The sequence below is a fragment of the Halanaerobium saccharolyticum genome (assembly GCF_004362045.1).
GTDB lineage: Bacteria > Bacillota > Halanaerobiia > Halanaerobiales > Halanaerobiaceae > Halanaerobium > Halanaerobium saccharolyticum_C.
The window spans coordinates 42148-57746 of record NZ_SNWX01000004.1; the positions used below are offsets into that span (position 1 = coordinate 42148).

General features: G+C 28.1%; 15 protein-coding genes. All 15 read left to right on the plus strand.

The window, feature by feature from the left end; genetic code table 11:
* Positions 1–75 precede the first annotated feature (75 nt).
* Positions 76–1185, plus strand: coding sequence for a capsular polysaccharide biosynthesis protein CapF (locus tag DFR79_RS03890; protein WP_133514198.1), 1110 nt, complete (start codon positions 76–78; stop codon positions 1183–1185).
* 4 nt (positions 1186–1189) lie between these two features.
* The gene (wecB, locus tag DFR79_RS03895; RefSeq protein WP_133514199.1) at positions 1190–2323 is read left to right on the plus strand and encodes a non-hydrolyzing UDP-N-acetylglucosamine 2-epimerase; all 1134 of its coding nucleotides are present in this window, start codon (positions 1190–1192) and stop codon (positions 2321–2323) included.
* Positions 2324–2357: 34 nt separating this feature from the next.
* Positions 2358–3830 carry a lipopolysaccharide biosynthesis protein gene (locus tag DFR79_RS03900; protein WP_133514200.1) on the plus strand — a complete coding sequence of 491 codons (1473 nt, stop codon included), beginning with the start codon at positions 2358–2360 and terminating at the stop codon, positions 3828–3830.
* A complete protein-coding gene (locus DFR79_RS03905; RefSeq protein WP_133514201.1) occupies positions 3831–5060 on the plus strand; it encodes a hypothetical protein in 1230 nt (409 codons plus the stop codon).
* 67 nt (positions 5061–5127) lie between these two features.
* Positions 5128–6087 (plus strand): NAD-dependent epimerase/dehydratase family protein, encoded by a 960-nt coding sequence (locus DFR79_RS03910; RefSeq protein WP_133514202.1) that lies wholly within the window; start codon positions 5128–5130, stop codon positions 6085–6087.
* Positions 6087–6878 (plus strand): glycosyltransferase domain-containing protein, encoded by a 792-nt coding sequence (locus DFR79_RS03915; RefSeq protein WP_133514203.1) that lies wholly within the window; start codon positions 6087–6089, stop codon positions 6876–6878. The genes DFR79_RS03910 and DFR79_RS03915 overlap by 1 nt, the downstream gene beginning before the upstream one ends.
* 11 nt (positions 6879–6889) lie before the next feature.
* Positions 6890–7780 carry a glucose-1-phosphate thymidylyltransferase RfbA gene (rfbA, locus tag DFR79_RS03920; protein ID WP_133514204.1) on the plus strand — a complete coding sequence of 297 codons (891 nt, stop codon included), beginning with the start codon at positions 6890–6892 and terminating at the stop codon, positions 7778–7780.
* A 14-nt stretch (positions 7781–7794) separates the two neighbouring features.
* Entirely contained in the window at positions 7795–8346 is a 552-nt protein-coding gene (gene rfbC / locus DFR79_RS03925; RefSeq protein WP_133514205.1) for a dTDP-4-dehydrorhamnose 3,5-epimerase, read from the plus strand.
* Positions 8347–8366: 20 nt separating this feature from the next.
* Positions 8367–9398 (plus strand): dTDP-glucose 4,6-dehydratase, encoded by a 1032-nt coding sequence (gene rfbB / locus DFR79_RS03930; RefSeq protein ID WP_133514206.1) that lies wholly within the window; start codon positions 8367–8369, stop codon positions 9396–9398.
* On the plus strand, positions 9398–10252 hold the full coding sequence (gene rfbD, locus DFR79_RS03935; RefSeq protein ID WP_133514207.1) for a dTDP-4-dehydrorhamnose reductase: 855 nt from the start codon (positions 9398–9400) through the stop codon (positions 10250–10252). The genes rfbB and rfbD overlap by 1 nt, the downstream gene beginning before the upstream one ends.
* A gap of 33 nt (positions 10253–10285) precedes the next feature.
* The gene (locus DFR79_RS03940) at positions 10286–11455 is read left to right on the plus strand and encodes a glycosyltransferase (protein ID WP_133514208.1); all 1170 of its coding nucleotides are present in this window, start codon (positions 10286–10288) and stop codon (positions 11453–11455) included.
* Positions 11456–11487: 32 nt separating this feature from the next.
* On the plus strand, positions 11488–12507 hold the full coding sequence (locus tag DFR79_RS03945) for a polysaccharide biosynthesis protein (RefSeq protein WP_133514209.1): 1020 nt from the start codon (positions 11488–11490) through the stop codon (positions 12505–12507).
* A gap of 17 nt (positions 12508–12524) precedes the next feature.
* Positions 12525–13634 carry a capsular polysaccharide biosynthesis protein CapF gene (locus tag DFR79_RS03950; RefSeq protein WP_133514210.1) on the plus strand — a complete coding sequence of 370 codons (1110 nt, stop codon included), beginning with the start codon at positions 12525–12527 and terminating at the stop codon, positions 13632–13634.
* Between the two features lie 4 nt (positions 13635–13638).
* Complete coding sequence (gene wecB / locus DFR79_RS03955; RefSeq protein WP_133514211.1) at positions 13639–14763, plus strand: non-hydrolyzing UDP-N-acetylglucosamine 2-epimerase; 1125 nt, start codon at positions 13639–13641, stop codon at positions 14761–14763.
* A gap of 2 nt (positions 14764–14765) precedes the next feature.
* Positions 14766–15584: a glycosyltransferase family 2 protein gene (locus tag DFR79_RS03960; RefSeq protein WP_133514212.1), complete on the plus strand. Its 819-nt coding sequence runs from the start codon at positions 14766–14768 to the stop codon at positions 15582–15584.
* Positions 15585–15599 lie beyond the last annotated feature (15 nt).

Genomic DNA, 15599 nt, shown 5'->3' on the forward strand with positions numbered 1-15599 from the left:
AGAAAAATTATTAGAACTTGATTATGTACAGAATGAATTAAATAATTGGCCTGAATAAAGGAAGGTTGATCTTTAATGAAAATATTAGTAACAGGTTCAGAAGGTTTTGTTGGTAAAAACTTAAGAGCTGAATTAAAAAATAGAGGTTATGAAGATATATTCTCTTATGATAGAGAAACAGATGAAAAACTTTTAGATAAATATACTAAAGAATGTGATTTTGTTTATCATCTGGCTGGTGTTAACCGTCCAAGAAATGATGAAGAATTTATGAAAGGTAATTATGGTTTTACTTCTAAAGTTTTAAATTTATTAAAAAAACATAATAATCAGGCTCCAGTATTAATAACTTCTTCCATCCAGGCTGAATTAGATAATCCCTATGGTAGAAGTAAAAAAGCTGGAGAAGAAGTTATTTTTGAATATGGAAGAGAAACAGGGGCAGAAGTATATGTGTATCGGCTTCCCAATCTCTTTGGTAAATGGTCAAGGCCAAACTATAATTCAGTAGTAGCTACTTTTTGTCATAATATAGCTAATGATTTAGAAATTGAAGTCCATGATCCTGAGGTAGAATTAACTTTAGCCTATATTGATGATGTAGTCGAGCAGTTTATTAATGCTTTAGATGATCAAGTAGTTAAAGAAGATAAATACTGCAAAGTACCAGTAACTCATGATGTTAAACTTGGTAAATTAGCAGAATTAATAAAAAGCTTTAAAGAAAGCAGAGAAAATCTTTATTTACCTGATATGGGAGATGAATTCACTAAAAAATTATATAGTATGTATTTAAGTTATCTACCAGAAGATAATTTTTCTTATGATTTAACAATGCATCAGGATGAAAGAGGTTCCTTTACAGAAATGCTGAGAACTGAAGATAGTGGTCAGGTCTCTATTAATGTATCTAAGCCAGGTATAACTAAAGGTAATCACTGGCATCATACTAAAAATGAAAAATTCTTAGTAGTCAGCGGCCAGGGGATAATCAGATTCAGAGATATTTATTCTGAGGAAGTAATCGAATATAAGGTAAGTGGAGAAAAATTAGAAGTAGTAGATATACCAACAGGCTATACCCACAATATAGAAAACACTGGTGATACAAATATGGTAACAGTAATGTGGGCTAATGAATGTTATGATCCAGATAATCCTGATACATACTTTTTGGAGGTTTAATTAAATGGATAAGTTAAAAGTAATGACTATTATAGGTACCAGACCTGAGATTATACGTTTATCTGAAGTTATAAAAGCCTGTGATAGATATTTTAATCATCACTTAGTACATACAGGTCAGAATTATGATTATGAATTAAATGAGGTCTTTTTTGAAGAACTGGGAATAAGAGAACCGGATCATTTTTTAGAAGCTGTAGGAGATCATTTAGGAGATACTATAGGGAATATAATTTCAAAGTCATATAAGCTTTTAACTGAAGAAATGCCGGATGCTCTTTTGATCTTAGGTGATACAAACTCAGCTCTCTGTTCTATAGCAGCTAAAAGATTAAAAATACCTATTTTTCATATGGAAGCTGGTAATAGATGTTTTGATCAGAATGTACCGGAAGAAATAAATAGAAAGATTGTAGATCATATTTCTGATATTAATCTACCTTATACAGAACATAGTCGCAGATATCTTTTATCAGAAGGTATCAGAAAAGAACATATTTTTGTGACCGGTTCTCCAATGACTGAAGTAATAAAAAAACATAAAGAAAAAATAGAAGACAGTAATGTCTTAGAAGAATTAGATCTTGAAAAAGATAATTATTTTCTTGTTTCTGCTCACCGAGAAGAAAATGTAGATAATGAAGAAAACTTTTTATCTTTAATGAATGCCCTAAATGATATTGCAGAAAAATATCAGATGCCGATTGTTTATTCCACTCATCCCAGAAGTAAAAAAAGAATTGAAGAAAGAGGATTTGAATTTCATCCTTTAGTTAAAAAGCTTAAACCTTTTGGCTTCTTTGATTATAATAAGCTGCAGTTAAATTCTTTCTGCACTTTATCTGATAGTGGAACTCTTTCTGAGGAATCAGCTATTTTAGGTTTTCCAGGAGTTTTAATCAGAACTTCTACAGAAAGACCGGAAGTTTTAGATAAAGGTACAGTTGTAATTGGTGGTATAACTGAAAAAGATATAGTTCAGGCTGTGGATTTAAGCAGAAACATGAAAAAGAATGATGAAAAAACTTATTTAGCTGATGATTATCAAGATGATAATGTTTCAGTTAAGGTAGTTAAACTTATTCAGAGTTATGCTAAAATTATTGATGATGTTGTCTGGAGAAAAAACAATCAGTGATTATTACTAATTAGTTACATTAAGGAGAAAATATTTGTTAAATCAAATCAAGACTTTAAGGAATAAAATAATAAATATACCGAGACAAGCAAAAGCAACCATTATTTTTATATTGGCTTCTTTAATAACAAGAGGGTTAAGTATAATATCCACACCAATTTTCACAAGAATAATGAGTACTTTTGAAATAGGAGAAGTTAATATTTTTAATTCTTGGAATAATCTTATTTATTTAATAGTTGGTTTGTCACTAAGTTCAGGATCTTTTAATATAGCCATGAAAGAGTTTGATGATAGAGATGGATATATTTCTTCAATTTTAGGTTTGTCTTCAATTTCTGCTATATTGTTTATAATAATTTATTTTTTGTTTGAAGATACCTTTCTTAATTTTATAGATATTTCAAATTTTCTAGTGTATATTATTTTATTAAATGTTTTATTAAAACCATCCATGAATTTTTGGATGATGAGACAAAGATATGAATATAAATATAAAAAAATGTCAATAATGACTATAATTTCTTCCATATTGAGTGTTGGTCTTGGTGTTTTTTGTGTAATTTATGCATCTAAAAATACTAATCTTTCATTAGCAAATGTTAGAGTTCTTTCAATGAATATAATACCATTAATTATTTCAATTTATTTATTCATAACTTTAATCATTCGAGGGAAAGAAATTATAAATATTAAATATTGGAAATTCGCTTTAAAGTTAAGTATACCATTAATATTTCATTCTATATCAAAACAAATATTAGATGTGTCAGATCGAATTATGATACAGCATTTCGATGGTTTAGATAAAGTTGGTATTTATAGTATAATTTATACATTGAGCTCTGTCTCTCTTTTAGTTTGGTCTGCAATTAATAGATCAATTATCCCTTATTTGTTTGATGTTTTATCAGAAAAAATCAAAAAAAATAAACTGAAAAAAATTGTAAACACTTTAATTTCATTTTATGCTATTACATGCTTTTTATTAATTCTCTTTGCTCCAGAACTGATTAGTATTTTAGCAACAGATGTTTATCTTGATGCTATTTATCTGGTTCCGCCAATAGCAACAGGGATCTTTTTTACAGCTTTGTATAATATATATGCTAATATATTATTGTTTTATAAAAAAACTAAAATGATTATGTTTACTTCAATAAGTGCTGCTTTAATTAATGTGATATTAAATTTTTTGTTTATACCTAAATTTGGGTATATAACTGCAGCTTATACTACTCTTTTTACATTTGTGATTTTGTCCATTATGAATTATTATTTGTCAAAAATCATTCATAATGGAGAAAAAATTTATGATGATAATTTTTTATTCGGCATAAGTATAGTCTTGATTAGTGTATCTATGCCGGTAATACTTTTATATGATTATAATGTTTTAAGATATATCATAATTTTTATTACTTTATTATTAATAATAATTAAAAGAAATGATTTATTGAATATAATAAAGGAATTAATTAGTGATAATTATGATGAAACATTATAATTGTTTTTAATAAGGAGGTATCTTTTTATAAAGATTTTAATTATATCTGGTAATCCTATTAATGATAATTCTTCTACTAACCTATATAAAAAAAGAATATTAAAGGAACTTTCTAAAGAAAATGAGTTAACTGTTATAACATATAGTTATAATAAAAAAGATATTAGATATACAGAAAGTGATATTGAATATATAGAATATGGTTATAAAAACCTCAAAAATCAATTTATTAATTATATTATGAAAAAAATCAAAAATAATCAAAGCAAAAATGAAAAATCTAAAAAAAATATGCAAAAAGGAAAAAAAGAAAACAAGATTAATTTTTTTAAAAGTGATAAAAAGAAAATATATGGGTCTTTAACTTATTGGATTCGTAAAGTAGTTAAATCAATAAATTTAAATGATTATGATTTAATAATGTCCGTGTCTTATCCGCCAGTTAGTCATAAATTAGCTTATGATCTATTTAAGAACTATGATAATAATATAGATTGGATTCAAATATGGTTTGAACCATGGGATTTAAAATTAACAAATGAATTATCTAACAAAATAAAAGCAGAAGAGAATAAGTTTTTTGAATTGGCAGACCATATTTTTTATATGAATCCTCTTTTTTATGAAAAAAAAACAAATGAATTTAAACAATATGCAAATAAAATTCATTTATTAGATTTGCCAATTAATATTGATGAGAAATCAAAGAGAACAAATTTATCTAAAAGAAAATCTGTAGGATATTTTGGGAGTTATTTTACATATAACAGAAATATAATACCACTATATGAAGCTATGAAAGATTTAGTTAAGTTTGATAATTATATTATTGGTAATTCAAATATCGACTTAAAAAATGAGGATAATTTATTAATTAAAGACCGTATTCCTTATGCTGAACTTAAAAGATATGAACAACAGGTTTCAATATTGGTGGTTATATCAAATCACAAAATTTATAGTAACTTAATTCCTGGTAAAATATACGAATATTCCTCTACATATAAAAATATTTTATTTATTTTAGATGGTGAAGAAAAATCTAAAGAAAGAATCAAAAAATATTTTTCTGATTTTAATAGATTTACTTTTTGTGAAAACAATAAAAAGTCAATAAAAAATGAATTAAAAAAAATTGCTAATAATTATTATGATAGAGATATAATTAATAAACCTATAAAGAGGTTTGATGTAAAAAATATTGTTGGTGAAATAACAAAATATTTCTAAGATTTAATAATGTTATTAAATCTTAAACTAAAGCAATAATTTTTCTTGGTAAAAGGAGATGAAGAATTTGAAGTCATTAGTAACTGGTGTAGCTGGATTTATAGGTTCAACTTTAACAGAAAAATTGCTTAAAAAAGGTCATGAAGTAATCGGAGTAGATTGTTTTATAGATTACTATGACCGCTCATTAAAAGAAAATAACATGAGGTCATTTATAGATCATAAAAACTTTACTTTAATTGAAGAAAACATAAATGAACTTGATTTAAAAGAATTGCTTAAAGATTTAGATTATATATTTCATCAAGCAGCTCAGGCAGGAGTGAGATCAAGCTGGGGAGAGAACTTTGAGATTTATACTCATAACAATATAATGGGTACGCAGCGATTATTAGAAGCAGTTAAAGAAATTGATATTAAAAAATTTGTCTATGCTTCTTCATCATCAGTCTATGGTGATACAGATCAATTGCCAATGAAAGAAACAAATAGATTACAGCCAGTTTCTCCTTATGGAGTATCTAAGCTTGCAGGCGAAAACTTGTGCTATTTATATTATAAGAACTTTAATGTGCCAACAGTATCCTTAAGGTATTTTACTGTATTTGGAGAAAGACAGAGACCGGATATGGCTTTTCATATTTTTATAAAAGCAATTTTACAGGATAAAAAGATAACTATTTTTGGTGATGGTAAACAGTCGAGAAACTTTACCCATGTGCAGGATATAGTTAAAGCCAATATTTTAGCAGCAGAAAGTGATGTTGAAGGAGAGATCTTTAATATTGGTGGTGATGGAAAAAGAGTAGTTTTAAATGAGGCAATTGATCTAATTGAAGAGATTATAGGTGAGAAAGCTAATAGAGAGTATCAGAATGTTGTTAAAGGTGATGTAAAACATACCTCTGCGGACACATCTAAAGCTATGGAAATGCTTGGGTATGAACCTGAAGTTGAATTTGAAGATGGTCTAAAAAGAGAGGTTGAATTTTTGAAGGACTTATATGGATCTAAAGTGTTTTTATAATGAAGAAAAATAATGATATTATTGTTTATACAGCTATCGCAAATAATTATGATGATTTAATTGATCCTAAATTTATTTCTAGTAATATAGATTATTACTGTTTTACAGATGATATGAGTATGAAATCAGAAGTGTGGAACTTAATAGAGTTTCCTTTAGATGACTTAAATTCAACATATAAAAATCGTATAGTTAAAATGTTGCCACATAAATATTTTTCTGAATACAAGTATAGTGTCTATATCGATGGGAGTATAGATATTCTTGGTGATATAGAAAAATTAGTAAATGAATATTTAGTTGAAGGAGAATATAAACTTGCTGTTCCCAAACACCCTGAACGAGATTGTCTTTATGAAGAAGCAAAAGCGTGTATAAATCTTAAAAAAGATAATGTAGAAATTATAAAAAAACAAATTAGTAAATATAAAGAAGAAAATTTTCCTAAGGGGTTTGGTCTAACTGAAAATGGTATTATCTTCAGACAACATAATGATCCAGAAGTTATAAATCTTATGCAAGATTGGTGGGATGAATTCAATAAATTTAGTCAGCGAGATCAGTTGAGTTTTCTTTATGTGATTTGGAAGAATAATTTTAATTATTTATCAATGAACATTAATTCTCGAGTCGAAAATAAATATTTTAGAATAAGAGGACATAAAAAAGATGGAATTAGAAGAATTTGGCAATTGATAAAAATCCATAGAGATAAAAACAAATTTAATAAGGCTTTATATAATTTGTTGAAGAATATTAAAAACAAATTAGATAAATACAGAATTGATTGAGGTGGGAAATAATGCCAAAAAAAACTAAGGGAATAATACTTGCTGGTGGATCTGGAACAAGATTATATCCATTAACATTAGTAACAAGCAAACAACTATTGCCGGTATATGATAAACCAATGATATATTATCCATTATCAATTCTTATGTTAGCAGGTATTCAAGAAATTTTAATTATTTCTACTCCAGAAGCTCTTCCTCGTTTTGAAGAATTATTAGGAGATGGAAGCCAGTTTGGTATAGAATTAAGTTATATAGTTCAGCCATCACCAGATGGTTTAGCTCAAGCTTTTGTTATTGGAGAAGAATTTATTGGTGATGATAATGTTGCTATGATTTTAGGAGATAACATTTTTTATGGTAATCATTTAACTTCTTTACTTAAAGAAGCTGTTAATAATGGAGATAGAGCTACTGTTTTTGGCTACTATGTTGATGATCCTGAGCGTTTCGGTATAGTTGATTTTGATGAAGAAGGTCAGGTTACTTCAATAGAAGAAAAACCTGATAATCCAAAGTCTAATTATGCAGTAACAGGTTTATATTTTTATGATAATAGGGTTGTTGAATATGCTAAAAATTTAGAACCAAGTGATCGGGGAGAACTTGAGATAACTGATCTAAATAAAATATATTTAGAAGAAGGAGATCTTGATGTTCAACTCTTAGGTAGAGGTTTTGCCTGGTTAGATACAGGTAAGATGGATACTCTTTTAGAGGCGGCAGAATTTGTGAGAACAATAGAACATCGTCAAGGAATTAAAATATCTGCTTTAGAAGAAATTGCCTATAGGAATAACTGGATAGATAAAGCAACTTTATTAGAATCAGCTGAGAAGTATGGTAATTCTCCTTATGGACAGTTTCTTAAAAAAGTAGCTGAAGGTAAAATAAGATATTAATTAAGAGGTGCAGTATGGAATTAATAAAAACGGAGATTGAGGATTTATACATAATAGAGACTAAAGTTTTTGAAGATAATAGAGGCTGGTTTACAGAAAGTTATTCAGCTAAAAAATTTAAGGATAATGGTTTTGATGTAGAATTTATTCAGGATAATCATTCTTTATCAAAAGAAAAAGAGGTTTTAAGAGGACTTCATTTTCAACTTGAACCTAGAGCACAGACTAAATTAGTTAGATGTACCAGAGGTAGTATTTATGATGTAGCAGTTGACTTAAGAGAAGGTTCATCTACATATAAAAAGTGGTTTGGAGTAGAATTAAGTGCTGAAAACAAAAAGCAGTTCTTAATACCAAAAGGTTTTGCGCATGGGTTTTTAACTTTAAGTGATAATTCTGAAGTGCAGTATAAGGTTGATGAATATTATGCTCCTGAATATGACAGAAGTATAAGATTTGATGATCCTGAAATAAATGTTAATTGGGAAATAGATAATCCTACTTTATCAGAAAAGGATAAGAATGCACCTTTATTAAGGGATAGTGATTGCAACTTTAAATATTAAATTAAGTGAGGTTTAAATAAATGAATATTTTAGTGACTGGTGGAGCTGGTTTTATAGGCAGCAACTTTATATTTTATATGCTTGAGAAACATCCTGAATATAGAATTCTCTGTCTTGACGCTTTAACATATGCTGGTAATTTAAAAACTTTAGAACCGGTAATGGATAATGATAATTTTAGATTTGTTAAAGGTGATATTAGAGATAGAGAATTTATATTTAATTTTTTTGGAAAAGAAGATTTTGATATGGTAGTTAATTTCGCTGCTGAATCTCATGTTGATCGCTCTATTGAAGATCCTGGAGTCTTTTTAGAAACAAATATTATAGGAACTCAGATTTTAATGGATGCCTGCAGAGAATATGGAATTCAAAGATTTCATCAGGTATCAACAGATGAGGTTTATGGTGACCTGCCATTGGATAAGCCCGAGTTAATGTTTACTGAGGATACACCAATTAAAACATCTTCTCCTTATTCAGCTTCTAAAGCTTCAGCTGACTTGTTAGTAGAAGCCTATAATAGAACTTTTGGACTTCCAGTAACTATTTCAAGATGTTCTAATAACTATGGACCCTATCAATTTCCAGAGAAGCTAATACCTTTAATGATTTCTAAAGCTCTTGCTGAAGAAGAACTACCTGTTTATGGTAAGGGGGAAAATGTTCGAGACTGGTTATATGTTGAAGACCACTGCAGAGCTATTGACTTAATCTTACATAAAGGTAAAGATGGCGAAGTGTATAATATTGGTGGACATAATGAAAGAAGTAATTTAGAAGTAGTTAAAACTATTCTAGTTGAACTTGATAAACCAGAATCTTTAATTTCTTTTGTTGAAGATAGAGCCGGTCATGATTTAAGATATGCTATTGATCCTACTAAAATAAGTGAAGAACTTGGCTGGAAACCTACCATTTTATTTGATGAAGGCATCAAAAAAACAGTTAAATGGTATCTTGATAATAAGAAATGGTGGGAAAATATTCTTAGTGGTGACTATCAGGATTATTATCAAAGAATGTATAAAGATGAGCAGGTGAATAGCTAATGAGAGTTTTAGTTACTGGTGCTGATGGTCAGCTTGGTTATGATGTTGTTAAAAAATTAAAAGGATTAGATACGGAGCATATTGGTGTGGATAAAGAAGATTTTGATTTAACAAATGAAACAGAAACTAAAGAATTTATTTTAGATTATCAACCAGATGAAATTATCCACTGTGCAGCTTATACTGATGTTGATCAGGCTGAAGTAGAAAAAGAGTTATGTTATAAGGTTAATGTTGAAGGCACTAGATATGTAGCTGAAGCAGCTAAAGAATTAGATGCAAAAATGCTTTATATAAGTACTGATTATGTCTTTGATGGTCAGGGTGAAGAACCTTTTGAAGTAACTGATGAGCCTAATCCCATTAATTATTATGGTGAAACAAAATATCAGGGAGAGCAAGAAGTACAGAAATCATTAGATAAATACTTTATTGTTAGAACTTCCTGGGTTTTTGGAGAGCATGGAGATAATTTTGTTAAAACAATGCTTAAATTAGGCAAAGAAAGAGATGAAATATCAGTTGTTGCTGACCAATATGGTTCACCCACTTATACTGGTGATTTAGCCGAACTTATTATTGAGATGATAAGAACTGATAAATATGGTATTTACCATGCAACTAATGAAGGCTTTTGTAGTTGGTTTGAATTTGCTAAAGAGATATTTAATGTTGCAGATATTGATGTCAAAGTTAGGCCTGTTAGTAGTTATAAGTTTGAGACTAAAGCAGAGAGACCTAGAAATTCTAAATTATCTAAAGTAGCTTTATTTGATAATGGGTTCAAAAAACTGATTCAATATAAAGAAAGTATAAGAATATATTATAAAGTTTCAAATGATAATATATTATAAATTCATTTTTTAAGTGCGAAAGTAGGTTTTTAAATGAATAAAAAGATTCTATATGTTGGTGGATTTGAATTACCTGATAAAAATGCTGCAGCACATAGAGTAATTGCAAATGGAAAAATATTTAACAAATTGGGTTATGAAGTAGATTTTTTAGGGATTACTCAGAACAATAAAGTTGATGAATTTTGGAAATGCAAAGGAAAATACCAAGGATTTAATTATTGGACTATTCCGTATCCTACAAATAATTCAGATTGGCTAAATTATGTTACTTCTATTAAAAAACTAAAAAAAATTATTAAAAAAAACAATAAAAAATATAGTCACATTATAATATATAATTTTCCTGCAATTGCTTCTATAAAATTAATAAATTATTGCAAAAAAAAAGATATAAAGTTAATTGCTGATTGTACAGAATGGTATGGATTGAATAGATATAATTTGCGTAGGATTTTAAAGTTTTTGGATTCAGAATTGAGAATGAGGTTAATTAATAAAAAAGTGGATGGTGTAATTTGCATCAGTGGTTTTTTAGCTGATTATTATGATAATATAACCAATAAAATAATTTTACCTCCATTAGTAGATACTAATAATAAAAAATGGAATATAAATGTTAATAATAATAATAACAAATTAAGTTTTATATATGCTGGGTCACCAGGAAGTAATAAAGATAGAATTAATTTAGTAATTGAGAGTCTTATCAATGTCTATAATAAAAAGTCAAATATAGAATTTAATTTAGTAGGTTTAGATGAAAATGAATATTTGGAAATTTATCCAGAACATAAAACTGAAATAAAAGACATAAAAAAGTTTACTAATTTTTATGGTCGGATATCTCATGAAAAAGTAATTACATTAACAAAAAAATCAGATTTCACAATATTTTTTAGAGAAAAAAACAAAGCCAATATGGCTGGTTTTCCAACTAAATTTGTAGAATCCTTTACTTGTGGAACTCCAGTTATTACTAATAAAACTAGTGATTTAAAGAAATATTTAAAAGAAGGAAAAAATGGGTTTTGGATAGATGTGAGTAATAAGAAAAAAATTAATAAAAAACTTCTTAAAATCACTAATTTATCCTCAGAAAAAATTGAATTTATGTCAAATTACACTAAGGGAAATAATTATTTTGACTATAAGAACAAAGTGAATTTATTAGAAAAATTTTTGAATCAAATATCAAATTGATTGTTATTTATTTTAAAGAGGATGGTTATATAATGTTCAAAAATAAAACACTATTAATAACAGGTGGTACAGGTTCATTTGGTAATGCAGTTTTAAAAAGATTTTTAGATACAGATATTAAAGAAATAAGAATTTTTTCTCGTGATGAAAAAAAACAGAATGATATGCGTAAAAAATATAGAAATGATAAAATAAAGTTCTTTATTGGTAATGTTAGAGATGAGAACAGCTTAAGAGATGCTATGCATGGAGTAGATTATATTTTTCATGCTGCAGCTTTAAAACAGGTTCCTTCCTGTGAATTCTTTCCAGTCGAAGCTGTTAAAACAAATATCTTAGGGACCAATAATGTGCTTAATGCTGCTGTAGCCAGTGGAGTAGAAAAAGTTATCTGTTTATCTACAGATAAAGCAGCTTATCCAATTAATGCGATGGGAATATCTAAGGCTATGATGGAAAAAGTATTTGTAGCTAAATCACAAAAATTATCTACAGAAGAAACAGTTATCTGTGGAACCCGCTATGGTAATGTAATGGCTTCTCGTGGTTCAGTTATTCCATTGTTTATCAAACAGATAAAAGATGGTGATCCAATTACTGTAACTAATCCAGATATGACAAGATTTTTAATGAAACTGGAGGAAGCAGTTGAATTAGTGCTTTTTGCTTATGAGAATGCTGAGGCAGGAGATATAATGGTTCAAAAAGCTCCGGCCTGTACAATAGGAGATTTAGCACAGGCAATTAAGGAACTATTTAATGTTGAGAATGAAATCAAAATAATCGGTACCAGACATGGAGAAAAGTTATTTGAAACTTTACTTACTAAAGAAGAATATTTAGTAGCAGAAGATCTTGGTGGTTTCTTTAGAGTACCAGCTGATACCAGAGATTTAAATTATGATAAGTATTTTGTAGAAGGAGAAGAAGAACTCTCCGGTAATAAAGAATATAATTCTCACAATACAAAAAGATTAACTGTAGAAGAAATAAAAGATAAATTATTAGAACTTGATTATGTACAGAATGAATTAAATAATTGGCCTGAATAAAGGAAGGTTGATCTTTAATGAAAATATTAGTAACAGGTTCAGAAGGATTCGTAGGTAAAAACTTAAGAGCTGAATTAAAAAATAGAGGTTATGAAGATATATTCTCTTATGATAGAGACTCAGATGAAAAATTATTAGATAAATATACTAAAGAATGTGATTTTGTTTATCATCTGGCCGGTGTTAACCGTCCAGAAAATGATGAAGAATTTATGAAGGGTAATTATGGTTTTACTTCTAAAGTTTTAAATCTATTAAAAGAACATAATAATCAGGCTCCAGTTTTAATAACTTCTTCCATTCAGGCTGAATTAGATAATCCCTATGGTAGAAGTAAAAAAGCTGGTGAAGAAGTTATCTTTGAATATGGCAGAGAAACAGGAGCAGAAGTCTATGTTTATCGCTTGCCTAACCTCTTTGGAAAGTGGTCAAGACCAAACTATAATTCAGTAGTAGCTACTTTCTGTCATAATATAGCTAATGATTTAGAAATTGAAGTTCATGATCCGGAAGTAGAATTAACTCTAGCCTATATTGATGATGTAGTAGAGCAGTTTATTAATTTTTTAGATGATCAAGTAGTTAAAGAAGATAAATACTGTAAAGTACCGGTAACTCATGATGTTAAACTTGGTAAATTAGCAGAATTAATAAAAAGTTTTAAAGAAAGCCGAGAAAATCTTTATCTACCTGATATGGGTGATGAATTCACTAAAAAATTATATAGCATGTATTTAAGTTATCTACCAGAAGATAACTTTTCTTATGATTTAACAATGCATCAGGATGAAAGAGGTTTTTTTACAGAAATGCTGAGAACTGAAGATAGTGGTCAGGTCTCTATTAATGTATCCAAACCAGGTATAACTAAAGGAAACCACTGGCATCATACTAAAAATGAAAAGTTTTTAGTAGTCAGCGGTCAGGGAATAATTAGATTCAGAGATATTTATTCTGAGGAAGTAATAGAATATGAGGTAAGTGAAGATAAATTAGAAGTAGTAGATATCCCAACTGGTTATACCCACAATATAGAAAATACTGGTGATACAAATATGGTAACAGTAATGTGGGCAAATGAATCTTATGATCCAGATAATCCTGATACATACTTTTTGGAGGTTTAATTAAATGGATAAGTTAAAAGTAATGACTATTATCGGTACCAGACCTGAGATAATCCGTTTATCTGAGGTTATAAAAGCCTGTGATAGATATTTTAATCATCACTTAGTACATACAGGTCAGAATTATGATTATGAGCTAAATGAGGTCTTTTTTGAAGAACTAGGAATCAGAGAACCAGATCATTTTTTAGAAGCTGTAGGAGATCATTTAGGAGACACTATAGGAAATATAATCTCAAAATCTTATGAGCTTTTAGCTGAAGAAATGCCAGATGCCTTACTTATCTTGGGTGATACAAACTCTGCTCTCTGCTCTATAGCAGCTAAAAGATTAAAAATACCAATTTTCCATATGGAAGCTGGGAATAGATGTTTTGATCAGAATGTGCCTGAAGAAATTAATAGAAAGATTGTAGATCATATTTCAGATATTAATCTACCATACACAGAACACAGCCGCAGATATTTGTTATCAGAAGGTATCAGAAAAGAACATATTTTTGTAACCGGTTCACCAATGACTGAAGTAATAAAAAAACACAAAACAGAAATAGAGAACAGTAATGTCTTAGAAGAACTAGATCTTGAAAAAGATAATTATTTTTTAGTTTCTGCTCATCGGGAAGAAAATGTAGATAATGAAGAAAACTTTTTATCTTTGATGAATGCCTTAAATGATATTGCAGAAAAATATCAGATGTCAATTGTTTATTCAACTCATCCCAGAAGTAAAAAAAGAATTGAAGAAAGAGGATTTAAATTTCATCCTTTAGTCAAACAGCTTAAACCTTTTGGTTTCTTTGATTATAATAAGTTGCAGTTAAATTCTTTCTGTACTCTATCTGACAGTGGAACTCTTTCTGAAGAATCAGCTATTTTAGGTTTTCCAGGTGTTTTAATTAGAACTTCTACAGAAAGACCGGAGGTTTTAGATAAAGGTACAGTTGTAATTGGTGGTATAACTGAAAAAGATATAGTTCAGGCTGTTGATTTAAGCAGAAACATGAAAAAGAATGATGAACAAACTTATTTAGCTGATGATTATCAGGATGATAATGTATCAGTTAAGGTAGTTAAACTTATTCAAAGTTATGCTAAAATCATTGATGATATTGTTTGGAGGAAATAGTAATGAACAAATTTTTTTTTATCGCTGTAAACTATAATGAAGCAGACCATACTATTAAATATATAGATAGTGTCAATAAAATTTTAACTGAAGAGAATGATTTGATCAGAATAATAATTGTTGATAATAATTCTGATGATTCTGATTTTAGTAAAATCAAAAAATATGCAAGTAGTTTTAAAAATGTAGAATTAGTTAGACTAGATAAAAATCTAGGTTATTTTTCTGGTTTAAATGAGGGAATTAAGTTAGTCAATAAAAAAGATAAAAGCTATTTAGTTATCGGTAATAACGATCTAATATTTGATAAAAAGTTTTTGCATAATTTTAAAATGATTGATTTTAATAATAAAACTTTTGTTATTGCACCAAATATAATTACAAGAGATGGTAAACATCAAAATCCTCATGTTATTAATAAAGTTTCTTTTATTAATAGACTAAAAGCTAAAATTTATTTTTCAAACTATTATATTGGTCAGTTTTTTAAATTTATAAATAGTTTTTTAAAAAAATGGATATTTAACTCAAATAAGAGTGATCAAATTAATAAGAAAATGACAATAAAAAGAGGAATAGGAGCATGTTATTTATTAACTCCATTCTTTTTCGAGCACTATGAATTGCTTGATGATAGAGTTTTTATGTGGGGAGAAGAAGCATTATTGTCTAATCAAGTAGAAAAAGCTGGTGGGCGAACATTATATGTCCCCTCTTTGTTAGTGTATCATCATGAAAATGCGAGTGTAAAAAAAATTAGTTCTAGAAAAAAATATAAAATGGTAAAAGAATCATATAAAATATATAAGAAATATTTATAAAGTGGGTTTTAAATT